This is a genomic window from Erythrobacter sp. F6033 (assembly GCF_023016005.1).
GTDB lineage: Bacteria > Pseudomonadota > Alphaproteobacteria > Sphingomonadales > Sphingomonadaceae > Erythrobacter.
Genome location: NZ_JALKAZ010000001.1, coordinates 1,581,790 through 1,605,376, shown reverse-complemented (window position 1 = coordinate 1,605,376; position 23,587 = coordinate 1,581,790). Strand labels below are relative to the sequence as shown.

Below are 23,587 nucleotides of genomic sequence, written 5' to 3'. Positions count from 1 at the left end.
TATGCAGTGGTGCAGCGCAGCATAACAGGAAAACTTACAGACTTTCTTGTCTGTATATGCCGAAATCAGGTAATTCTTGTGTAAGCTTGTAAATATATTTACAGAAGGGGTATGGCTGATAACTCACTCCTCGCTGGCCCCGCTCTGCGCCGTTTGCGCAAACGCGAAGGGCTCACTCAGGCCGCAATGGCCGCGTCCCTTGGCATTTCACCAAGCTATCTCAATTTGATCGAGCGAAATCAGCGGCCCTTGTCCGCGCGCGTTCTTGTGCAAGTGATTGAGCGGTTTGATTTTGACCCGCGCACGTTGCGCGAAGATGAGGCGATTGGTGGATTGGACGGATTGGTCCGTCGCATGTCTGACAAAAGGTTTGCCGATCTCGGCATAGACCGCGAAGAGCTGCAGGAGTTTCTCGCCGCCGCACCGCAAGCCGCCGCCGCTTTCGCGCGGCTATATGATTCGGCAGGCGAGGGGGGACAGCAAAGCGAAGACCCCGCAAAACAGGCGCGCGAAGCGGTCGAACGCTGGCAGAATCATTTCGCCGATTTGGACGATGCAGCAGAAGCGATGGCGGACGAACTTCGTCTGTCGCGTTCCGACACTGGTGCGGCGCTTGCCGATCGTTTGCGCGAGAAACATCAATTGTCCGTACGCATTCTGCCCGCTGACGTGATGCCGGGCATCGTCCACCGTCTGGACCTGCATAACCGGCAGTTACAATTGTCCGAGATGCTGCCCGGCGCAGCGCGTAGATTTCAAATTGCGCGTCAGGTTGGGGCTTTGGAATTGCGCGACCATATTGAGACGATCACAGCGGGAGCACGGCTTGATGCCGATGAGGCGCGCGCGCTCTTCCATGAACATGTGACGGACTATGCTGCGGCGGCGCTGCTGATGCCTTACCGGCGGTTTTTGCGGGCTTGCGAGCAATCCGCCTATGACGTGACCATTCTTCAACGCCGCTTCGCGTCGAGCTTTGATCAAGTCGCGCAGCGGCTCACGACATTGCAGCGGCTTGGCGAACGCGGCCTGCCGTTTTTCAGCGCGCGTTTTGGGCGGACGGGCCGCATGGTTCACTTTAGCGCTGGAGCCAGTGGAGCAGTGCATCCAATCGACGGTGCGCGTTGGCCTGCGTGGGTGCCCTATGCCGCTTTTGAGGCGCGGGGCTCTCTACTCACACAGGCGGTCACATTCGGAGAAGGCGAAGCTGTGCCCAAACATTGGTTCACTGTTGCTAGAACAGTCGAATTCGATGGCGCCGCCTGCTCTGCTCGAAAGTCGGTTGTGCTCGGACTTGAGGCGCGGTTTGCTGGCGAATTGGCCCATGCTCGCGGTGTCTCGCTTGATCCTCAGGATGCTGTGCCATTAGGGGTAGGATGTCCGCGTTGCGGCCGAGCAGATTGTTTGACACCAGCGCCGCCGCGTCTTGCGCTGCCCAATCCCTGATTTGATCAAGTGCGGTAAGCATTATGCTTACCGCGCCTTTTACCTAGCAAACGCTAGGAAAAGTGTGGGTTTGCAATCGTGTTGTAAAATTTACCGACACTTAATTTCTCGCGCGTAAGGCCGGTGCTCATAATAGTTTTGTGAGTATCGGCCCGCCGAGATGATCCGTTTGTTTAAACATTATATCCCGCATGCCGTGATCCTTCTCGGCCTGTTGGATTTTGGCCTTCTGTTTCTGGCTGGCGAACTTGCTTGGCAGGTGCGCGCGGGACAGATCGGCATGGATCCCGGTCCATTCGCAGATCGCTGGTTGGCGCTTTCCGGCTCTGCTGCGGTCGTGTGGCTGGCGATGATTTCAGTCGGGGTATACGGGCCGTATGCCCTGCGGTCGCTGCGTTTTGCCGGAGCGCGCCTGTTGGTCGCGATCAGCCTTGGCATTATCGCGCTCGCTTTCATCGACTTTTTAATCGCAAGCAACGCGTTCTGGCGCTCAACGCTGCTCTACGCGATGGGTTTTGCCATTCTGGTCCTTGTTGTGGACCGACTTGTACTCAACAGTTTCCTTGGCTCATCGGCTTTCCGCCGCCGTGTTATGGTGCTGGGCGCGGGCGACCGCGCAGAGCGTCTGCGCGAGCTCGGAAACCAACCGGAAGCCGGTTTTGCTGTCGTTTCCTTTATCGCGATGAGCGAGCCGGAGCGTGTCGTAGACGAAGCGATCCCGCGTGAGGCGATCCATGACCTTGGCCGGTTTGTCGAAAATCTGGGGGTCAGCGAAGTGGTGCTTGCCTTGCAAGAACGCCGCAACGCGCTTCCTCTCAAAGACCTTTTGCGGATCAAGACAAAGGGGTGCCACGTCAACGACTTTTCCAGTTTTATGGAGCGTGAGACGGGCAAGGTCGATCTCGATACGGTTAATCCCAGCTGGCTCATTTTCTCTGACGGTTTTTCGAGCGGCCGGATGTTCTCAAGCGCGGTTAAGCGCGTGTTCGACATCACGGCCAGCCTGATCCTGCTGCTGCTGACTTTCCCAATTATCGCGATTTTCGCGATTCTGGTGAAGCTCGACAGCAAAGGCCCTGCTTTCTTCCGGCAAGAGCGCGTCGGTCTCTATGGACAGACATTCTATCTGCACAAGCTGCGCTCGATGCGCACCGATGCTGAAAAGGACGGGTCGAAATGGGCACAAGAAAATGACCCTCGCATAACCCGCATGGGCCGTTTCATCCGCAAGGTTCGGATCGACGAGCTGCCGCAAACGTGGAGTGTGCTTAAGGGGCATATGAGTTTTGTCGGGCCGCGCCCTGAAGTGCCCAAATTTGTCGAAAGCCTTGAAGAGGAAATCCCTTTCTTTGCGGAACGGCACATGGTGAAACCGGGCATTACGGGGTGGGCGCAGATCAATTACCCGTATGGTGCATCAACGGAAGACAGCCGCAAAAAGCTCGAATTCGATCTGTACTACGCAAAGAACTACACACCGTTTCTCGACTTTGTGATCCTGCTGCAAACGGTGCGCGTGGTTCTGTGGCCTGAGGGTGCGCGGTAATGCCTCCGTTTGATGGCCTTGAATTCTATGCGAGCCTCGCCTGCTATTTTGCAGGCGGGGTGCTTAGCGCAGGGGCGGGATTCTGGATTGCACGGTTTGGCGATCGTGGCAGGCCTGACCGTTCGTTCTTGCTTCTCGCATGTTTCGCGACGGCGGCATGGTGCGCTCTTGCAGCTGGGCTGGGTCCGTTTCAGCCGATCACAACTCTCGCTGAAACAGCGCGCAATTTGGCTTTGATTGGTGTGATCTTCCGGCTGTTCTCTGCGGATGGCCGGGATGAAAGTCTCAAACCGATCAGACCGGTGATCATTGCGCTGGCGCTGGTGCAACTGTTCCAGCCTGTGCTGCTCTTGATCCAATATCGTGCGGGCTATGTCCCGGAAATCGCCTCGCTGACATTCGAGGTTTCATCCGTCCTCAATATGCTGGTGGCGATCGGAGCACTGGTGCTGCTGCATAACCTTTATGCCGGTGCCGGTGCCGCATCGCGGCAGGTTTTGCGCTGGAGCGGCATCGCGCTCGCTTTCAGCTTCGGCTATGATTTGAACCTGTACACCATAGCGTACCTTGTCGGCGAATATCCCGACATGCTGGTTACGCTGCGCGGCATCATCGCGGGTATCGCTGCGGCTATGTTGGCTTTTGGAGGCAGCGTAGCCGGGCGCGGATTGCAGTTCCGCCCGTCGCGCGCGGTCACATTCCAGACACTGTCGCTGCTCGTCATTGCGTCCTATCTGATTATCATGGTCCTGGTGACACGATCGCTGACTCTGATTGGCGGAGATCTGGCGCGGGCAGGGCAAGTCGTGTTCCTTGTGCTCGGCATTCTCGTCGCGGCCGCATGGCTGCCATCAAAGCGTGTTCGCGGGTGGCTGCGGGTCACAGCGACAAAGCACCTGTTTCAGCATCGCTACGATTACCGCGAAGAATGGCTTCGGTTTACGCGCACTGTTGGGCGCGGATCGAAGGCCGATGCCAGCTTCCATGAGCGCGCGGTCAAAGCCATCGCCGACATGACAGACAGCCCCGCGGGTGTGCTGCTCGTGTCCAATGAAGAAGCGCAATTGGAACTGACCGCGCGCTGGAATTGGTCAATGCTCGAAGTGCCAGGGATTGCGGGCGAATATGAACTGACTGCGCTGCTTGAGAAGCACAACTACATCCTCGATCTGGATGAAGTGCGCAGCGGTGTGGAGCATCACGGCGAATTGCCGCATGTCCCCGAATGGCTTCGTGAAGCTGAGGATGTGTGGGCTGTTGTCCCGCTGATCCATTTCGATCGTTTGGTTGGCGCGATTGTGCTCGCACGCCCGCGGATTGAGCGAAGCCTCGATTGGGAGGACTTTGATCTTCTGCGTGTCGCTGGACAGCAGCTTGCAAGTTACCTTGCGGAGCAGGCCGGGCAGCAGGCTTTGATGGATGCCAGCCGCTTTGATGAATTCAATCGCCGCATGGCGTTTGTGATGCACGACATCAAAAATCTGGCGAGCCAGATGTCATTGCTTTCGGCCAATGCTCAAAAGCATGCGGACAACCCGGAATTTCGCGCTGATATGTTAGTCACATTGCGCAATTCTTCGGAGAAATTGGAGGCGCTCCTCGCGCGCTTGGGCCGATATGGTTCCGGGCCGGTAGAGGAGATCCAGGAAGTCCAACTTGATGGTGTGGTGCGCCGCCTCGCGGATCGGTTTGTCGGCGTTCACCCCGTTTCGATTGCTCAATCGGAAAGGGTGGCTGTGCTCGCAAGCGGGGAAGCGTTGGAACAAGCTCTGATCCATCTGATCCAGAACGCTATTGATGCGAGCGACAATGAAAATCCGGTGTTCCTGAGCGCGACGATGCAAGGCCTCAACGGTCAGATTGAAATTGTCGACGCAGGGCACGGAATGAGCCCGGAATTCGTTCGCAGCGGGCTGTTCAAACCGTTCATCTCATCCAAGCAAGGCGGCTTTGGCATCGGCGCATTTGAAGCGCGCGAAATGATCAAAGCTATGGGCGGACGCGTCACCGTGGAATCGCGCGAAGGCGTTGGCACACGTTTCACCGTGACGCTGCCCATCGTCGAGACCCGCAATCTTGCATCACTTTCAGATACACCGGCTCAACAGCCCAATGAGGTCGCATAATGGCTGATAAGAAACCGACATTGCTCGTTGTCGAGGATGATGAGGGCCTGCAGGCGCAGCTCAAATGGGCGTATGAAGACTTTGATGTTGTCATCGCCGGTGACCGCGAAAGCGCCATCGCTGCTTTGCGTAGCGAGATGCCCGCCGTCGTTACTCTCGATCTCGGCCTGCCACCTGATCCCGACGGCACGACCGAAGGGTTTGCCGTGCTCGACGCGATTATGGAGCTAAAGCCGGATACCAAGGTTATTGTCGCCAGCGGTCACGGCGCCCGCGAAAGCGCCTTGCAGGCGATTGAGCGCGGAGCGTACGATTTCTATCAAAAGCCGGTCGATATTGATGCGCTTGGCCTGATCGTTCGCCGTGCATTCAATCTGCACGAGATCGAACAAGAAAACCGCCGACTGCTCGCGAGCACCAGCGGCGATAAAACCGTTCTGGGGCGACTCATCACAGGCGCACCGGAAATGGTCAAAGTCGCGCGCACAATAGAACGCGTGGCGAGCACCAGCGTCTCTGTCATGCTGCTGGGCGCTAGCGGTACGGGCAAGGAATTGCTGGCTCAGGGTCTGCATGATGCAAGCGACAGGGCAGATGGACCATTTGTTGCCATCAACTGCGCTGCGATCCCCGAAAACCTGCTCGAGAGCGAGCTGTTCGGGCACGAGAAGGGCGCTTTCACTGGTGCGGTCAAAACCACCGAAGGTAAGATTGAAAGCGCCAACGGTGGCACGCTCTTCCTCGATGAGGTTGGCGATATTCCGCTGCCTTTGCAGGTGAAACTGCTCCGGTTCTTGCAGGAGCGCACGATTGAGCGGATCGGTGGACGCAAAACCATCGCTGTCGACACGCGCATCGTCTGCGCCACCCATCAGAACCTTGAATCGATGATCGGCGAAGGCACATTCCGCGAAGACCTTTTCTATCGTCTCGCAGAAATCGTCGTCCGCATTCCCGGCCTTGCTGAGCGTCATGGAGATGCGATCCTGCTCGCCAAAGCTTTCCTCAAAAAGTTTGCAGCAGAGATGAACCCGTCGGTGACAGGCTTTGCCCCCGATGCACTGACTGCTGTCGACAGCCATGAATGGCCCGGCAATGTCCGCGAGCTCGAAAACCGGGTGAAACGGGCCGTCATTATGGCTGACGGAAAACTGGTGAACGCCGAAGATCTCGATTTCACCGGGGATGAAGACGAGGATGCAGAGGTGTTGAACCTTAAGGCTGCGCGTGAACAGGCAGACCGGAAAGTCATCCGTCATGCTCTCGCTCGCAGCGAGGGCAATATTTCGAGCACGGCCAAGCTGCTCGGTATCAGCCGTCCGACCCTCTATGATCTGCTAAAGCAGTATGATCTTCATGCGTAAGTTCAGCCGCCTTCCTATTACATTTCTCGCGGCGTCCGCGCTCGCTTTGTCCGCCTGTTCCGGCGGCGGGGGAGGGACTGGTGACGGACAGGTTCTGACCCCGGAAATTCAGCGCCTGGTCGAAGATGCGCGTTTTGAAATGGGGCAAGGCAATCTTGCTGCCGCTGGCAAGCTATATGACGAAGCGCTCGCGATTGACCGTGAAAACGCGGCTTTGTGGGTGGATATTGCGCGTCTGAGGTTTCGCGGTGGCGAGCATGTTAGCGCTCTTGAAGCTGCTGATTTTGCCCTAGAGCTCGACGCGCAATTTGCCCCTGCGCTCGTCATGCGCGCGCAGCTGGTTCGTGATGCATATGGCCTTGACGCGTCATTGAGCTGGTTTGAGAGCGGACTGGCATTGCATCCAGAGAATACCGATCTGCTGGCTGAATATGCCGGGACGCTCGGCGATCTTGGCCGCAACGAAGACATGCTTGAAGCGGTACGCGCGCTTGCCGAAGTCGATCCGCGCGATCCGCGTGTGCATTATCTTCAGGCCGTGTTGGCAGTGCGGGGCAATGATCCTGTTCTTGCTAGCAGCTTGCTCAATCGCAGCGGCATGCGCGCTGAAGGCGTACCTTCGGCGATGGTTGTGGATGCTCTGGGTGAAATGCAGCAGGGCAACTTTGATACGGCGGCAACGTCGCTCGATGATCTGCTTTCACGGCAGCCGGGCAACATACGGGTTATGGAATTGCTCGCACGGGCCATGTGGCTCAATGGCCGTGACCGCGAAATTGTCGACAGGTTCGCCGCGCGTGCAGAGGCAAGCGACGCTTCTCCATATCTAACCATGCTGGTTGGTCGTTCCTTTGAACGGCTTGGGCAGCAAGCACGGGCAAACGGATTGATCGAAAGGGCTTATGCTGCCCGGGATGGAGCACTGGCGGTGCTCGATGTGCCCGATGCCTTGCGTTCGGCGCTTCCCGAACCCACGCGAACTATGCGTGACATGGTTTCAGCAAACAACGCCGCTGCCACACGCAGCTATGCGAACGAATTGATATCGCGCTTTCCGGAATCGTCCGACATCCTCGCCCTTTCGGGCGATGCTGCCTTAGCACGGGGAGATAGAGCAAGCGCGCTTGCTCTTTACAGCCGTGCATCAAAAATTCGCCGCGCTTGGCCGCTGACGCAGAAGATTATCTCCACCTATCGTCTGAGCGGAGATGACGATGCAGCCGATACGCTGCTCATCAGGCAAGTTCGATCAGAGCCGCTTAATACAGAGGCTTTGATGATGTATGCCGAACAAAGCGCTCTTGATGAAGATTGGCTGCGGGTTGCCGTGTTGCTCGACAACGCGATTGCGCGCGGCGCTGGCAACGATCCCAAATTGATCGAGTTGAGGCTTGCGGCGGCTCAGGCGCTTGGCAATGAGGCGGATGCAGAGAAGTTCGCAGGCACTCTTGCGCAGATTAGCCCGGCCGCTTTCCTAGAGTAAAAAAGGCCAATACGCTCGACAATCAAGCGGCGGCGGGGCAGGGCGCTTCGCCATGCCGAGGTGGATTGCCAATCTAGCCGACCCGATGATCGCAGTTTTGCTGATCGCGACTTCGCTCGCGTTGATTTTGCCCGCATCAGGCGAAACGCGGGAGGTTGCGCAGATTGTTTCGAATGTTTCGATCTTTCTGTTGTTCTTGATCAACGGCATGCGGATCGCGCGGGGAGAGATACTCAACGCGATAGGCAATTGGCGGTTTTTTGGCCCGCTTGTCCTGTTCGTCTTCATTGGCATGGCGGCCATGGGAACGGGGTTTTCGTTTCTCGCTGCTTTGTATGCTGCTCCCGAGATTGCGCTAGGTTTCATCTTTCTGGGTGTGCTGCCTTCGACCATTCAATCCGCAACCAGCTACACCACGCTGGCCGGAGGCAACGCTGCGCTGTCGGTCGTCGGCGCGGCGCTTATCAATATCCTTGGTGTCTTTGTTAGCGCGCCTTTGTTCGCGGCATTGGCAGGCAGTGCTGCGGTGGATCTCGGCACGGATACAATCGTGCGCATCGGCATGATCTTGTTGCTACCATTTGTGATTGGGCAGACCCTGCAGGGCTTCACGCGCAGCTGGTTGATCGAGCGCAAATCACAGGTTGTCTGGCTTGATCGGGTGGTCATCGGTATTGCGGTTTACGTCGCTATGTCGGGCGCGGTTTCGCAAGGCCTGATGTCCAGCATGTCACCCGCATCGGCAGGTTGGCTCACGCTCATCACAATTGCGTTTCTGGTACTTGCCTATTCCCTGGCGTGGAAGCTTTCCGGCCTAAGCGGATATGCACGGGGAGACCGGATCGCCTTTGTCTTTGCAGGCCCGCAAAAAAGCGTCGCCATCGGCGCGCCGCTTGCCGCGATCCTGTTCGAACCGGCTGTCGCAGGCTTCGTGATCGCGCCGCTTCTGTTGTATCATCTGTTGCAGCTAGCGGTGGCCGCACCGCTTGCTACCCGCTTTGCTCAGCAGTCTGAGGGTTAGAATCCGCTTCTTTGCGGTTGTGGCGGATTGACCACCACAGCGAGAGGCCGATCATCACAGCCCCGATCAATCCGGTGAAGGTTTCCGGGATGTGATACTTCGCCGAAACCAGCATGATGATGCCAAGCGCGATGATCGCCCAGAACGCGCCGTGTTCCAGATAGCGGAACTGAGACAGCGTGCCTGCGCGCACCAGGTGGATCGTCATAGACCGGACAAACATCGCGCCCACAGACAGGCCAATTGCGATGACGATCATATTGTTCGAAAGCGCGAAGGCCCCGATCACGCCGTCGAAACTGAAGCTCGCATCGAGCACTTCAAGATAGAGAAACCCGCCAAGGCCGCTGCGCACAACCTCGCCAGCAGCCTTCTTTTTGCCCTCGCCCTGTTCGATAATCTCGCCCAGCGCGTTGACGCCGATGAATGTCAGCAGCCCCAGAACGCCGGCGGTCAGAAAGGTGAGCGCTTCATCGGCTGTCAGCAAGGTCGAGACACCGTAAAGGATCGCAAGGACGAACCCGATCTCCATCGCAGGAATACTGGAAAAGCGGTTTACTGCGCGCTCAATAGAGCCGATCCAATGGATGTCCTTGTCTTCGTCAAAGAAGAATGTGAGGCCGACCATCGCCAGAAACGCGCCGCCAAATCCGGCGATGCCGATATGCGCGGCGGATACGATGCGCTCGTATTCCTCGGGATCTCCGAGCGATAGCTCCACGGCCTCCCACGGGCCAATTTGCGCGGCGATAGAGACAATCGCGATAGGGAACACTATCCGCATTCCGAACACCGCGATTAGTATCCCGATGGTAAGGAAGCGTTGCTGCCACACCGGATCCATCTCGCGCAGCACTGTGGCGTTCACTACGGCATTGTCAAAGCTCAAAGAAACCTCGAGGATCGACAGGACAAAGATGATCCACAGGATCGACAGCATCCCGGTGATGCTGCCTGTGCTGGTATAGCCATACCATCCGCCCAGCGCGAAGCAGCCGGCGGTGAAGATCAGCGAGAAAGTGTAGTAACGCAGCAGCGTTTGCATGGAATGTTTTGCCCCTGAAAGAGAGTTCAGCTTTTGGGCTGATATGTCTGTTCTTCGCCGGGGAAACTGCGGTTGCGCACTTCCTCGGCATATGTCGCGACGGTTTTTTCGATCATGCCTGCGATGTCATCGTACTTTTTCACAAAGCGCGGGACGCGTTCGAACATGCCCAGCATGTCTTCGGTGACGAGCACCTGACCATCGCACTGCGCGGATGCGCCGATGCCGATGGTGGGGCAAGAGACCGCTTCGGTCGCGGCGATGGCGATGGGCTCAACCACGCCTTCGATCACAATTGCGAATGCACCCGCTTTATCGAGCGCGACGGCGTCGGTCACAATCTTGTCCGCTTCCGCATCCGAGCGGCCGCGCGCCATATATCCGCCCAGCACATTCACCGCCTGCGGGGTTAGGCCGACATGCCCCATGACAGGAATACCGCGCGAGTTGAGGAATTCCACGGTCGGCGCCATCGCCTCGCCGCCTTCCAGCTTTACCGCAGCCGCACTGGTCTGCTTAAGCAGGTAGGCCGCATTTTCAAAGGCTTGCTCTGGAGAGCTCTCATATGACCCGAACGGCATATCGACCACAACAACCGAATGATATGATCCGCGAACTACCGCTGCGCCGTGGTTCGCCATCATCTCAAGCGTCACCGGGATGGTCGACGGTAGGCCGTAGATAACCTGGCCCAGCGAATCCCCGACCAAGAGCAAATCGCAATGCGCATCGAGCAATTGTGCTTGCCGCGCCGTGTATGCGGTAAGCATGACCAAGGGCTGCTCGGTCACACCGTCTTTTTTGCGCCCACGTATACGCGGAACGGTCAGCCGTTTCATCGGAGCGGGGGTGGGATTGGCTCTGCTGGTGCTCGTATCGAGCTGAAAGGTCGTCGACATGCGACGCGTTTAGCGCCCCGCCAGGAAAACACCAAGTGGGATAAACGCCAACCTTGCCCCTTGGCGCGGGCGCAAAATCATTGCAGAGAGAGCATCTATACAAAGCGCGTCGGGGGATGCGCTCAAAGGAACAGAGAGAATTATGGCAGCATCGGGTTCAGGCCACGAGAATTGGTCGTCGCGCAGTGCATTCATTCTGGCTGCGGTCGGTTCGGCTGTCGGTCTTGGCAATATGTGGCGTTTCCCGGCGGAAGCGGGTGAGAATGGCGGCGGCGCATTTGTGCTGTTCTATATTTTCTGCGTGCTTCTGATCGGTCTGCCGGTCTTGCTGTCCGAAGTGCTGATCGGTCGCCATGGTCAGGCCAACGCGCCTGAAAGTGTCCGCCGTGTTGCTCGCGATTCCAACGCACCCGAAGGCTGGAGCATTCTGGCCTCGATGGGCGTGTTTGCCGCGTTTCTAATCCTCAGTTTTTACTGCGTCGTAGGCGGCTGGGTCGTCTATTATATCGGCGTGTTCCTCAGCGATCTGTTCCAGTCCGGTGTGGCTGGCGGGGCGTTTGAAGGGCGCGATACCGCAGAAATCAAGGCGCTGATGCCGGGATTGTTTGGTGATGGCACGCTGATGATCGGGCTAAACCTCGGCTTTCTTGCGATCACGATGTTCTTCGTTTCGCGCGGGGTTTCCAGCGGGATTGAATGGGTTGCGGTCTATCTCATGCCCTTGTTCTTCGTGTTGTTCCTCGGCATCACGATATACGGCGCTTTCTCCGGTAATTTTGGAGAGGCTGTGGCGTATCTCTTTACCTTCGATTTCTCGAAATTGACGGGTGACGTGATGCTGGCCGCTGTCGGTCAGGCGTTTTTCTCGCTGTCGCTGGGTGTGGCAGGGATGATGACTTACGGCGCCTATGCCAATCGCAACACCAATTTGGGTGAGACATCGGGCATTATTGCCAGCGCCGACACCGCAGTCGCGCTGCTCGCCGGTCTGTGTATTTTCCCGATCGTGTTTGCTGCTGGTCTGGCGACCAATTCTGGTCCCGGCCTGATGTTTGAATCGCTTCCACTGGCATTCCAGGCGATGCCGTTTGGCTCGCTGATCGGTTTGGCTTTCTTCACGATGGTTTTCTTTGCTGCTCTGACCAGCTCTGTCTCGCTGCTTGAGGCGCCGACCGCGTGGATGTTTGAAAAATTCAAGATGAAGCGCGCGGTCGCGACACTGATCGTTGGCGCAGGCGCGGCGGTGCTGGGCATTCTGTCATCGCTGTCTTTCAATGATCTGGCGGATTTCTATCCGCTCAGCTTCATCCCGCTATTCGCGGAGACAAACTTCTTCGACACGCTGGATGGTTTGACGGCGAAGCTGTTTATGCCAATTGGCGCTATCTTGACCTGTATCTTTGTCGGCTGGGTTGCAGATGCACGTTTGATTGATGACGAGAATGGTCTGGATGGTGTTCTGCACCAGACATGGCGCGCGTTGGTCCGCTTTGTCTGCCCGATTGTTCTGACAGTAATCTTGCTGTTCGGCCTGTTTGGCTGAGGACGCTTCGAGGGCGGTCACGGTTTTTGACCGGGCCGCTCTGACCTCCAAGGCGGTACATCGTTGATATTTGCAAAGGCTCTATCTCTGAGCTTCAATCGCAAAAAACAGTCACTTACGAACCGGTTAGCAAATTTTTACAATTCATTGCTAAGCCGTTCACCATGAACATGCACAGCATCTCGCGCGCTGCAGAGCGCCGCTCGCTCAGCCTGATGATTAAGGGCCGTGTAAAGTCGCGTCCGGTCTATTGTGACCTGATCGATATTTCCGAGGGTGGCTGTAAGCTGAGAGGCTCTGCTGGCTTTGCCAGTGTGGGTGATCGCATGACTATGAAGGTTGGCGGTGTGAATGCACCTTTAGGCCGTGTCGCATGGGTAGACGGGAAATTTGCTGGCATCGCTTTCGAAGGCGAAATGCATGCCGCTGTGATCGACCATTTGATCCACCAGCAAGACCTGAAATTTGCAGACGATACGGTCGAAGACCGCCGCCGCCTCTGAAAATTCAAAATTCGAACGAAAAAGGGGCCGCTGCGATAAGCAACGGCCCCTTTTGTTTTTTGATCAGAAAATCAGTTCGCCGAAAATGGCAGCGAGCTGTGGTGAAGAACGATCTTCAGATCGCCTGCATCGTCTTTTTCATAGGCGAACGAATACTCGACCTTGGTCTCGTTTCCGTCGGTGCCGGTGAAGTAGTAATTGCCCATGGCAACAGCCATGTCGCCGTCTTCATCGATAACGGTACCGTTATTTTCCCAACGAACAGCGGTGTATGGCGCGATGGCAAAGCCGCCATCTTCGGTGCCCTCTGTGCCTACGAAGTAGCTGAGCGCCTGCGCATCATCTTCGCGGAACTGGTCTTCAGCTGCCAGCGTCGGTTTGAACAGTACGGTTGCACCGTCGCCGTAAGCATAATGCTTTGCGATGTGCTCAGCAGCGCGCGCGCTAAAATCGCCTTCTTCGGTGAAGGTCTGGCCGATGGCTACAATGCCTTCGCCCCATGCGATCTGAGCTGCTTCAACTTCTTCAGCGGTGATCGGGTTAGCGTTTTCCGCTGTCGCAGTTTCATCTGCGCCGCAGCCCGCAAGCGCGAGGGTGCTGACACCAAGAACAGATGCGTAAACGAACTTTTTCATTTCATACTCCCTTGTGAGGAGCTCGGATTGCCCCTCACATAAATCAGGCGGCGTCTGCCGCAGGTTACGTCCGACATCACGAGCAGGATTGCTCGCCAGAGGGGCCCGGTCCGTGTCGGTATTACGTATCACTTCCGGGCTGGTTCCCGGCTCATTGCGAATTTTGCATTTGTTGGATTGAAACTGAGAACATATAAGGAACGAAGAGGTGTTCCATGAGCCAACAAACGCTCCGACAGAAACTTGAGATCCTTGCCGATGCGGCGAAGTATGACGCCTCGTGCGCGTCGTCGGGCACGTCTAAGAAAAATTCGCTGGGCGGCAAGGGTATCGGCTCGACCGAGGGGATGGGCATTTGCCATGCCTATGCGCCCGATGGCCGCTGTATCTCTTTGTTAAAGGTGCTGCTGACCAATCACTGCATCTTCGATTGCCATTATTGTATCAATCGCAAGAGCAGCAATGTGCGCCGCGCGCGCTTCACGCCTCAAGAGGTCGCCGACCTCACGATCAACTTTTACAAGCGTAATTATATTGAGGGGCTGTTTCTGTCCTCGGGCATTATCAAAAGCTCCAATCACACGATGGAGCTGCTCGTCGAAGCGGCAAGAATACTGCGCGAAGAATATGATTTTCGCGGCTACATCCATCTTAAAACCATCCCGGAGGCGGACCCCGGCCTGATCCATCAGGCGGGCCTGTATGCGGACCGTGTTTCAATCAATGTTGAACTGCCCACCACCAGCGGCCTGTCGCGGCTCGCCCCGGATAAGGATGCCGTACAAATTGAAGGCGCGCTGGCGAAGACCAAGTCGCGCATTATCGAGGCAAAGGATGAGCGCAAACGGTTCAAACACGCGCCGCGCTTTGCGCCTGCGGGGCAATCGACGCAGATGATTGTGGGGGCGGACGATGCCTCAGACGCCGACATTGTGGGTAAGGCAAGCAATCTTTACGGCAATTTCGGCCTGCGCCGTGTCTATTACAGTGCGTTTTCGCCGATACCCGATGCGAGCGCGGTGCTGCCATTGAAGCGGCCTCCGTTGATGCGGGAACACAGGTTGTATCAGTCGGACTGGTTGATGCGGTTTTATGGCTATGCACCGGGAGAAGTAGCGCAGGCGACGGATACGCACGGTAATCTGCCGCTCGACATCGATCCCAAGCTGGCCTGGGCGCTGAAATTCCGTGGGCAATTTCCGGTCGATGTGAACCGCGCGGCGAAAGAGCAATTGCTGCGGGTGCCGGGGCTGGGGACGACGGCTGTGGGGCGGATATTGGCGGCGCGGCGGCATCGGACTTTGCGATTGGATGATGTAGCGAAGCTGACCCAGTCGATTGCCAAAGTGCGGCCGTTTCTGGTGGCGCTCGATTGGCGGCCCAGCACGCTTACGGACAGAGCCGATCTGCGCGCATTGCTGGCTCCAAAGCAGGAACAGCTGGAGCTGTTTTGATGATGGTAGCGATGCAGAACGTTTCTTTGGGCGTGCACCATGTCGTGCACATGCCGCAGCCGGATGATTTCGCATTCTGGCGGGAGCATGCCCGTACGCTCATCCAATGCGATGTTCCGCCGGATCGTGTCAGCTGGGTGGAGCCGGGCGGGACAGGCGATCTCTTCGCGCATGGCGGGAATGCTCACGGAGAAAAGCGCTTGCCGGTGCCGGACAAAGACGCGCCGCCAGTGCGGGTGAGTAAACGCTTTATGCGGCTTGCAAAAAACGCAATCCTACACAGCGATACAAGCCGCTTCGCGCAGCTCTATCTGCTCTTATGGAAACTCCAATCAAACCCGCGAATGATGGAAGACAAAGCCGACCCCGATGTCCGCAAAGTCGAGGAATGGGACAAGTCCGTCCGCCGCGACAGCCACAAAATGCACGCCTTCGTCCGCTTCCGCGAAGTCGAGAGTGATGAGGGTAAGCACTACGTCGCTTGGTTTGAACCGGACCACCACATCGTGCGGGCCAATGCTGGATTCTTCAAACGCCGCTTCGCCAATATGAAATGGTCGATCCTGACTCCGCGCGGTTGCATCCACTGGGATGGCGAGGTCATGCGCGAAAGCGGTCCGGCGCAGCGCTCCGATGCACCGTCAGATGACCCGACTGAAGATTTGTGGAAGTCGTATTACGCATCCACCTTTAATCCCGCCCGTTTGAAAGTTGGCGCAATGATGTCGGAGATGCCGAAGAAGTACTGGAAGAACATGCCCGAGGCGGAACTGATTCCCGATCTCATCGCCAGCGCGCAAGCTCGCGAAGCTGGAATGGTGTCCGCAGGCGAGCGCGAAGAGCGCCTGCGCCCGCAAAATCTCGCAGAGGTCAGCGACGCAATCTCCGCCTGCCGTGACTGCCCGATTGCCGAGTGCGGCCCGCGGGCGGTGATGGGCGAAGGCGCGATTGGTTCGCCTTTGATGATCATTGGCGAGCAGCCAGGCGATCAAGAAGACTTGTCCGGTAAACCTTTCGTCGGACCGGCAGGACAATTGTTGGATGAATGTCTTGAAGCGGCAAAGATCGACAGAAGCGCCGCATATGTCACCAACGCAGTAAAGCACTTCAAATATGTTCTGCGCGGGAAGCGCCGCATCCACCAATCGCCCACAGCCAAAGAGACCGATACCTGCCGTTGGTGGCTGGAGGCAGAGCGCGCGATTGTGCAGCCTCGAATCATCCTCGCCCTAGGCGCGAGCGCTGCGCGCGGGTTGCTTGGCAAGACTGTCAGCATATCACAAGCGCGCGGTGCGCCGATCCCGCTGGAGGATGGCAGCGAGTTATGGGTCACCGCGCATCCTGCTTATCTGCTGCGTCTCGAAGGCGAAGCGCGCAAGGAGCAAGGCGCGTTGTTCGCCCACGATCTGTCGGCAGTCCGAGCGCGCATGTCGGCGCTGACAATGCAATCATCGTATCATTCCCAAATTGCCTGATTTTCATTATGCGCATCCCATGGCTCGCAAAAACCCTTGGAAAATCAGTCGCAAGATTGGCCGGTTTAAAGGCGATCGAAGAGTGATCTGGTTGCTAGTCATATTTGCAGCAGCGATTGCAGGCTGGGGCTGGCTTGAAGGGCATCCGGAACACAATCCGTGGGCGCCGCTTAATCTCCGCGACCCGATTGGGATGGCGACCGCAGGAAAGCTGGCGGCTCTGAAAGATGACGTCGAAGAGTGTCGGGCAACGCTGGTTCGCAGCGAAGTTGCTCACAACGTTTTGCCAGGAATGGAACGCGGCGCGTGCAGACTTGCAGATCGCACTCAACTGGCCAGCTATCCTTTATCGCCGAATACGCCTGCAGTGACCTGTCCGGTTGCCGCTGGTTTGGAGGTGTGGCGGACAAAAAGTGTTGAGACGGCAGTGCGTGAAATACTCGGGAGCGAGCTTGCACGCGTCGAGCATCTCGGCGCATTTTCTTGTCGGCGCATGTATGGCAGCGAAGATGGGCCTTGGAGCGAACACGCAACCGCCAACGCCATCGATATCGCAGCATTCGTTTTGGCAGACGGGCGTCGGATCAGTGTGCTGAACGATTGGGATGGGGATGAAGACGAGCGCCAATTTCTGCGCGCAGTCCGCGATGGAGCGTGCGATGCCTTCGCCACAGTGCTTTCACCGGACTATAACGCCGCACATGCCGATCATTTCCACTTTGACCAACAGAGCCGCTGGAGTGGCACCTGCCGCTAGGTGTGATTAGCTGGTCTCAAGAGCATATCCGGCCGAGCGAACGGTGCGGATAGGATCTTTCACTCCATCGACTTCGATCGCCTTGCGAAGGCGACGGATATGAACATCGACGGTGCGCAATTCGATGTCGGAGCCGGTGCCCCAAACGCCATCTAGCAATTGCCCGCGGCTGAAAACTCGCCCAGGGCTTTCCATGAAGAACTTCAGCAAGCGATATTCCGTCGGGCCAAGCTGGAGCGATTGTCCGCGACGCTGAACCTTGTGCGCAACCGGATCTAGTTTAATGTCGCCCACTTCAATAGTTTCGCCAGCAAGGGCAGGGCGGATACGCCGCATTACGGCGGCAACACGGGCCAATAGCTCGCGTGGACTGAAAGGTTTGGTCAGATAATCATCTGCGCCCGTTTCCAAGCCGCGAACACGGTCATCTTCGGCTTCGCGCGCAGTCAGCATGATGATCGGGACATGCGCTGTTTCTTTATCACGACGCAATCGGCGGCAAACTTCGATGCCGCTGGTGCCTTCGATCATCCAATCAAGAATGATAAGATCAGGTACGTCCTCGCTCGCCAAGACCAAAGCTTCATCGCCATCGCCGGTACAGCGGACGTCGTAGCCTTCGTTCTGAAAGCGATACTCCAAAAGTTCAGAGAGAGCTGGATCGTCTTCGACAAGTAGCAATTTGGCTGCGGACATGTGAGACAGTCTCCCTAACCGTTGCTTGTCGAGGCTGTCGCAAGCACCACGAACTCTGTGCTTCAGTTTCGCTACATTTTGATGAAAAGTGCGTTTGCAACTTTTCCACAAACGCTATCAGATCAGCTGCCGTCTTCTTCGGGCGGGTAGGAACCTGTTGCAGCATAATGAACCATTTCCGCTACATTTGTTGCGTGATCGCCAATCCGTTCCAGATTGCGCGCAACGAATAGGAGTTGTGCCGCGCTGGAAATGGTCGCTGGGTTTTCAACCATATGGCTTACTAGGTTGCGGAAAATGCTATTGTAGAATGCATCGACCTTGTCGTCGGTCGCGATCACTTCACGCGCAAGTTCGGCATCGCGTGCGGCGTAGGCGGTTAGTACATCGTGGACCATCTCGCCTGCTAGATCACCCATAGCGGCCAGCAGAGTAAGCGGTTCAAACCGGTCACGGCCTTCGATCATCTTGACCCGTTTGGCGATATTCTTCGAATAGTCGCCAATCCGTTCAACAACGCCGGCAATTTTCAGGGCGGCGATGACTTCGCGCAAATCGTCCGCCATCGGAGCACGCAGAGCGATAATGCGGACGGCAAGCTTGTCGACTTCGGATTCGAGGGCATCGATCTTCTTGTCACGAGCGACCACGCGCTCACCCAATTTTTCGTCTCCGCGAACCATCGCGTCGAGTGCTTCTTGAATTGCTACTTCGGCGAGACCACCCATCTCCGCAATAAGACCACGGAGCCGGGTGATGTCCTCATCGAAAGCTTTGACGGTATGCTCAGTCATCAGCCATATCTTCCTGTGATGTAGTCCTGAGTGCGTTGCTCAATGGGATTTGTAAAAATGTCCGATGTTCGGCCATACTCCACCATCTTGCCGAGGTGGAAGAATGCCGTGCGCTGCGAAACACGCGCTGCCTGTTGCATCGAGTGGGTCACAATGACGATGGCATAGCGGCCCGAAAGCTCATCGATCAATTCTTCGATTTTCGCAGTGGCTATGGGATCAAGCGCTGAAGCGGGCTCGTCCATCAGGATAACCTCGGGATCAACGGCAATCGCGCGTGCGATGCAAAGACGTTGCTGCTGACCACCGGAAAGCGCCGTACCGGAATCTTCGAGACGGTCCTTAACCTCATCCCATAGCCCAGCGCGCGTCAGCGACTTTTCGACGACCGCGTCAAGGTCTGGCTTCTTCTCGGCAAGGCCGTGAATTTTGGGGCCGTAAGCAATGTTGTCGTAAATCGACTTTGGAAACGGGTTCGGTTTCTGGAAAACCATACCAACACGTGCGCGCAATTGGACAACGTCCATGGCGTTGGAATGGATGTCTTCGCCCTCAAGCTCGATCAAACCGTCAACCTTAGCGATCGGGATCGTATCGTTCATGCGGTTGAAACAGCGCAAGAAAGTCGACTTCCCGCAGCCGGATGGTCCGATGAAAGCCGTCACATAGTCAGGCGAGATATCGATCGACACCTCGTCGATGGCTTTCTTGTCGCCATAATAGACTGACACATCGCGAGCCCTCATTTTGGCTTCGGTGTCGTTCAAATTTTCGTGAATTACAGTCACCAGCTCTTCTCGAACTTGTTGCGGAGATAAATTGCGACGCCATTCATCAGTAGGAGGAATAGCAACAGAACGATGATTGCGGCGCTCGTACGTTCTACGAACCCTCGGTCAATTTCATCGGACCATAGAAAGATTTGCATCGGCAATACCGTAGATGGCGAGGTAAAGCCATCAGGCGGTGTTGCGACAAAGGCCCGCATCCCGATCAACAGGAGCGGTGCGGTTTCACCAAGCGCGCGGGCCATGCCGATGATGGTGCCGGTTAGCATTCCCGGCATCGCCAGCGGCAGGACGTGATGGAATACGACCTGCACCGGTGACGCGCCGACGGCCAGTGCGCCATCGCGGATCGATGGGGGAACAGCTTTGATAGCGTTACGCCCTGAAATCACGATCACGGGCATTGTCATCAAAGCCAGCGTCATACCGCCGATCAGTGGGGCAGAGCGCAAGTTCGGGAACAGCCACAGAAATACCGCCAGGCCGAGCAGGCCAAAGATGATTGAAGGGACCGCAGCGAGGTTGTTGATCGAAACCTCGATCAAGTCGGTCCAACGATTCTTTGGTGCGTATTCTTCAAGGTAGAGCGCAGCCAGGACGCCAATCGGGAAGGCTAGCACGAAAGTCACGATCATCGTCAGGATCGAGCCTTTCAGCGCGCCCCAAATGCCCGCTGATTGAGGGCTCGTCGCATCCGAACGTGCTAGGAAACCGGCATCCCAGTTTTCAGCCAGCTTGCCTGCATCCGACAGCTCTTTGGCAAGCGTTTGCATTTCGGGTGAACCTTCTCCCGCCAGTCCTGACGCAAGGTCGGACGACGCCGGGAGGTAGAAAGTCTTTGATTGGCGGATCAGCGATGGGTCTTCTGTGAGGGCCAAAGCTACATCACGCCATGCCTCACGGCTTATCTGCTCCGCGCCTTCTGCGCCAAGTTCGCGTTCGGCATAGAAATCAACGATGTCCCCGATACCCTGCATCTCCAGGGCTTGGAGCGCATTCGGGGAAGAGAGCGAAGCCTCATCGCCAGAAATGCCGCTTTCGGCAAAATCGATTGGCACCGCAAGTTCGGCGCGTTGAAAGCCGCCTATGCCGTTGATGAACATGTTGCCAAGGAGGAATACCAACACGGCTACCGAAAACGCAATTGCGCCTTGACCCATACGCTTGAAATTGCGTTCCTTACGGTACCGCTTAGCGAGGCGCTTTTCGAACTCAGGCGTCCGTGTGGGGCCAAGCTCTTCGACTGCGCCGGGAGAGATTACTGTATCAGTCATAAGCTTCACGGAACCGTTTCACGACGCGCAGAGCGATGATGTTGAGAACCAGCGTCACAAGGAACAGAGTAAAGCCGAGTGCGAAGGCGCTAAGATATGTAGGGTGATCGGTGCTTTGCTCGCCGGTGAGCAGTTTGACGATCTGAACTGTTACGGTTGTCATCCTGTCGAGCGGGTTGGCGCTTAGGTTGGCAGCGGTTGATGCTGCCATCACAACAATCATTGTTTCGCCAATCGCACGGCTGATCGCTAGCATAACGCCTGCGACGATGCCGGGAAGGGCTGCTGGGAACAGCACTCTCTTGATCGTCTCAGACTTGGTCGCGCCCATCGCATAACTGCCATCGCGCATCGCACTGGGCACGGCCGCAATCGAGTCGTCGGCCATGGAAGAAACGAATGGGATGATCATCACACCCATAACGACACCTGCGGCCAATGCGCTTTCGGTAGAGGCCCCGGATATTCCGAGAGCCACAGCCGCGTCGCGTATCGCTGGGGCCACGGTTAGGGCTGCGAAATAGCCATAAACAACCGTTGGTACGCCAGCGAGTATCTCGAGTGCCGGTTTGACCCATGCGCGCAGCCGAGGGTTGGCGTATTGAGTCAGGTAGATTGCGCTCATCAAACCCAGCGGTATTGCGACAATCATCGCGATAATTGCGCCAATAAAGAGCGTGCCCCAGAAAAGTGGGATAGCGCCATACTTTGCGGCGTCAGGCTCGCCGGCGTTCATCGGGTCGGGACCCCAGAACGTGCCGGTGAAGAAATCGATAGGCGATACCATACCAAAGAAACGGACCGTTTCGAAAACAAGGCTGGCAAAGATACCGAACGTCGTCAGGATCGCTACGAGTGACGCAAGGAGCAGGACGGCCATTATCGTTCTTTCGACACGTGTCCGTGCGCGGAAATCCGGGCGAATACGCAGGAACGCAAAGGCGCCGCCAGCGAAGCCGATGAAGATCGTTACTATCACGCCGATCAGGCTGTAACGGCTCATTGCCTCGCGGAATGGTTCAATAAGCGACTCAGCACCGCTGTTGAATACCGCGCTCGCATTTCCGCTCGCGACGGCGCGTGCTTCCCCGAGCCACGCTTCGCGCTCAAAACCAAATTCCGGCAATCCGGCAGCAGCTGGAGAGGCGAGCACGCTCTGCATAACCAGCTGCGGTGCAAGGAATGACCAGATCGCAACAAAGGCGAGCACAGGGACAACAATCCAGATCGCAACATACCATGCGTGGTACGTAGGTCGCGCGACTGGGCGGACTTCCGGATCAGCCTTTTGAAAGCTCCATGCTTTCGCGCGCCCTGCAAGCCACCCTGCAAGACCCAGCCCGATGGCAATCAGTATGAGCGTAATCGGCGACATCAATTAAAACCTAATTCTCCTGAATGCCGCGCGAATCTTATTTATTCGTGCCGCCGACTGCCCTTTGCCCTCGGGATGTTGAGGAAATAAGACAATGCTATGACATTTTTTCGATCCCGGTCTCGGGACCTTCTGTCTCTTCACTTTTTGCGTCGATTGTTTGTGTCTCTGCGAGAGGTATTCTCACAACGACGCGGGTTCCTTTGCCAAGATCACTCTGGATGTCGAGACGTCCGCGGTGGCGTTCCACAATATGCTTCACAATGGCGAGCCCAAGTCCGGTTCCGCCCGAAGCACGGCTACGCCCGGGGTCGGTCCGGTAAAAACGGCGGGTCAGGTGGGGGATCTGCTCAGGCGCGATACCTTCACCTTCGTCAACAACGGAAATTCGCGCATGATTGTCGCGAGCAAGATCCAGCATGACTTTCACAGGAGAGGATGGCGCACCATACTTCAGCGAATTGTCGACCAGGTTGCGGACAAGCTGTTCAAGCTGCTGCGCGTCACCCTGGACCGAGGGCTCACAGTTTAGGGCAAAGTCCAAACGATTGATTCGGTTTAGACCGGCTGCATCGGATGCGGCACGCTCAACCAACGGCGCCAATTCTAGAATTTCGCTTGGGAGATCGTGTTTCTCAGCCTCGACCCGTGAGAGGCTCATCAAATCGCTGATCAAGTTCTGGAGGCGCTTACCTTCGCGTTCAATCGTGCGGAGGAATTTTCTGGATGTTGGGGTGTCCAAACTGTCGGCGCTTTCACTCAATGTTTCGACATAGCCGAGAATCGCTGCAAGCGGCGTACGCAGTTCGTGGCTTGCATTGGCGACAAAGTCGGTGTGGGCTCGGCTTATGTCAGCCTCAGCCGTTTGATTGATCAGCTCAATCACGGCGATATCGCCGCCTAACCCCTGGCGATTGATTTCCCAAATGTCCTGCCGCCTCGCAAGACCGCGCAAAATCGCCCGCCCATTGCGATCGTTGCCCAGCAATGAGATCGCCTCTGGCTGCCGAAATGCCATGCGGGCATCTTGGCCGATCATATGTTGGCCGAGCATGCGACGGGCAGCCGCATTGGCAATCGCGATACTGTTTTTCTCAGTCACCATAATCGGAGTGGAAGAGTTCTCGATCAGGCCGCGCATGGATTCGAGGTTGAAGGAATTCTTGACGATGACTTTCGGGGGCTCTGGCGGTCGTCCGGAAATCAACAGCAACGAACCGCTCCACACCACAAGGACTGCGAGCGAGATCACGGGGTCAAGGCCTAGCGCAATCATCGCGACGAACGTCACGAGGGCCAGGAATAGACCTGCCCACGGAAATGAATGTCTCGTGTCCATCGCGAGCGCTTTAGCTCCAAGCCT

General features: G+C 56.7%; 20 protein-coding genes. 11 read left to right on the top strand and 9 right to left on the bottom strand.

What is annotated here, in order from left to right; all coding sequences use genetic code 11:
* Positions 1-111: 111 nt before the first annotated feature.
* The 6 genes from MWU39_RS07615 to MWU39_RS07590 all read left to right on the top strand — a co-directional run bounded on the left by MWU39_RS07615 (position 112) and on the right by MWU39_RS07590 (position 8,986).
* A complete protein-coding gene (locus MWU39_RS07615) occupies positions 112-1,446 on the top strand; it encodes a short-chain fatty acyl-CoA regulator family protein (protein ID WP_247159405.1) in 1,335 nt (444 codons plus the stop codon).
* Between the two features lie 160 nt (positions 1,447-1,606).
* Positions 1,607-2,992, top strand: coding sequence for a TIGR03013 family XrtA/PEP-CTERM system glycosyltransferase (locus MWU39_RS07610; RefSeq protein ID WP_247159404.1), 1,386 nt, complete (start codon positions 1,607-1,609; stop codon positions 2,990-2,992).
* Positions 2,992-5,118: an XrtA/PEP-CTERM system histidine kinase PrsK gene (gene prsK, locus MWU39_RS07605; protein ID WP_247159403.1), complete on the top strand. Its 2,127-nt coding sequence runs from the start codon at positions 2,992-2,994 to the stop codon at positions 5,116-5,118. Before MWU39_RS07610 ends, prsK begins: the two co-directional genes overlap by 1 nt.
* Positions 5,118-6,482 (top strand): PEP-CTERM-box response regulator transcription factor, encoded by a 1,365-nt coding sequence (gene prsR / locus MWU39_RS07600; RefSeq protein ID WP_247159402.1) that lies wholly within the window; start codon positions 5,118-5,120, stop codon positions 6,480-6,482. The genes prsK and prsR overlap by 1 nt, the downstream gene beginning before the upstream one ends.
* A complete protein-coding gene (locus tag MWU39_RS07595; protein WP_247159401.1) occupies positions 6,475-7,965 on the top strand; it encodes a tetratricopeptide repeat protein in 1,491 nt (496 codons plus the stop codon). Before prsR ends, MWU39_RS07595 begins: the two co-directional genes overlap by 8 nt.
* A 52-nt stretch (positions 7,966-8,017) precedes the next feature.
* Positions 8,018-8,986: a bile acid:sodium symporter gene (locus MWU39_RS07590; protein ID WP_247159400.1), complete on the top strand. Its 969-nt coding sequence runs from the start codon at positions 8,018-8,020 to the stop codon at positions 8,984-8,986.
* Here the strand turns inward: MWU39_RS07590 and MWU39_RS07585 are convergent.
* Positions 8,955-10,031: a DUF475 domain-containing protein gene (locus MWU39_RS07585; protein WP_247159399.1), complete on the bottom strand. Its 1,077-nt coding sequence runs from the start codon at positions 10,029-10,031 to the stop codon at positions 8,955-8,957. The genes MWU39_RS07590 and MWU39_RS07585 overlap by 32 nt on opposite strands.
* A gap of 26 nt (positions 10,032-10,057) precedes the next feature.
* Positions 10,058-10,930, bottom strand: coding sequence for a 3-methyl-2-oxobutanoate hydroxymethyltransferase (panB, locus tag MWU39_RS07580; protein ID WP_247159398.1), 873 nt, complete (start codon positions 10,928-10,930; stop codon positions 10,058-10,060).
* 142 nt (positions 10,931-11,072) lie between these two features.
* Here panB and MWU39_RS07575 point away from each other — a divergent pair, with 142 nt between their 5' ends.
* Both MWU39_RS07575 and MWU39_RS07570 read left to right on the top strand, forming a co-directional pair.
* The gene (locus MWU39_RS07575) at positions 11,073-12,473 is read left to right on the top strand and encodes a sodium-dependent transporter (protein WP_247159397.1); all 1,401 of its coding nucleotides are present in this window, start codon (positions 11,073-11,075) and stop codon (positions 12,471-12,473) included.
* 164 nt (positions 12,474-12,637) lie between these two features.
* Positions 12,638-12,976 carry a PilZ domain-containing protein gene (locus tag MWU39_RS07570; protein ID WP_247159396.1) on the top strand — a complete coding sequence of 113 codons (339 nt, stop codon included), beginning with the start codon at positions 12,638-12,640 and terminating at the stop codon, positions 12,974-12,976.
* 71 nt (positions 12,977-13,047) lie between these two features.
* On the opposite strand, the gene MWU39_RS07565 is transcribed toward MWU39_RS07570, so the two are convergent.
* A complete protein-coding gene (locus MWU39_RS07565) occupies positions 13,048-13,611 on the bottom strand; it encodes a phosphoribosyl-AMP cyclohydrolase (RefSeq protein WP_247159395.1) in 564 nt (187 codons plus the stop codon).
* A gap of 215 nt (positions 13,612-13,826) precedes the next feature.
* On the opposite strand from MWU39_RS07565, the gene MWU39_RS07560 reads away from it, so the two are divergent.
* The 3 genes from MWU39_RS07560 to MWU39_RS07550 are packed head-to-tail and all read left to right on the top strand — an operon-like array spanning position 13,827 to position 17,297.
* Positions 13,827-15,065 (top strand): putative DNA modification/repair radical SAM protein, encoded by a 1,239-nt coding sequence (locus MWU39_RS07560; protein ID WP_247159394.1) that lies wholly within the window; start codon positions 13,827-13,829, stop codon positions 15,063-15,065.
* A gap of 2 nt (positions 15,066-15,067) precedes the next feature.
* On the top strand, positions 15,068-16,540 hold the full coding sequence (locus tag MWU39_RS07555) for a UdgX family uracil-DNA binding protein (RefSeq protein WP_247160338.1): 1,473 nt from the start codon (positions 15,068-15,070) through the stop codon (positions 16,538-16,540).
* Positions 16,541-16,559: 19 nt separating this feature from the next.
* Positions 16,560-17,297, top strand: coding sequence for an extensin family protein (locus MWU39_RS07550; protein ID WP_247159393.1), 738 nt, complete (start codon positions 16,560-16,562; stop codon positions 17,295-17,297).
* A 6-nt stretch (positions 17,298-17,303) separates the two neighbouring features.
* Here the strand turns inward: MWU39_RS07550 and phoB are convergent, their stop codons facing one another.
* The 6 genes from phoB to MWU39_RS07520 all read right to left on the bottom strand — a co-directional run bounded on the left by phoB (position 17,304) and on the right by MWU39_RS07520 (position 23,563).
* Positions 17,304-17,993, bottom strand: a complete 690-nt coding sequence (gene phoB / locus MWU39_RS07545) for a phosphate regulon transcriptional regulator PhoB (RefSeq protein WP_247159392.1) — start codon at positions 17,991-17,993, stop codon at positions 17,304-17,306.
* Positions 17,994-18,115: 122 nt separating this feature from the next.
* On the bottom strand, positions 18,116-18,787 hold the full coding sequence (phoU, locus tag MWU39_RS07540) for a phosphate signaling complex protein PhoU (RefSeq protein ID WP_247159391.1): 672 nt from the start codon (positions 18,785-18,787) through the stop codon (positions 18,116-18,118).
* Positions 18,787-19,533 carry a phosphate ABC transporter ATP-binding protein PstB gene (gene pstB / locus MWU39_RS07535; RefSeq protein WP_247160337.1) on the bottom strand — a complete coding sequence of 249 codons (747 nt, stop codon included), beginning with the start codon at positions 19,531-19,533 and terminating at the stop codon, positions 18,787-18,789. The genes phoU and pstB overlap by 1 nt, the downstream gene beginning before the upstream one ends.
* A gap of 38 nt (positions 19,534-19,571) precedes the next feature.
* Complete coding sequence (gene pstA, locus MWU39_RS07530) at positions 19,572-20,849, bottom strand: phosphate ABC transporter permease PstA (protein WP_247159390.1); 1,278 nt, start codon at positions 20,847-20,849, stop codon at positions 19,572-19,574.
* Positions 20,842-22,224: a phosphate ABC transporter permease subunit PstC gene (pstC, locus tag MWU39_RS07525; RefSeq protein ID WP_247159389.1), complete on the bottom strand. Its 1,383-nt coding sequence runs from the start codon at positions 22,222-22,224 to the stop codon at positions 20,842-20,844. Before pstC ends, pstA begins: the two co-directional genes overlap by 8 nt.
* A 97-nt stretch (positions 22,225-22,321) precedes the next feature.
* Entirely contained in the window at positions 22,322-23,563 is a 1,242-nt protein-coding gene (locus MWU39_RS07520) for an ATP-binding protein (RefSeq protein WP_247159388.1), read from the bottom strand.
* Positions 23,564-23,587 lie beyond the last annotated feature (24 nt).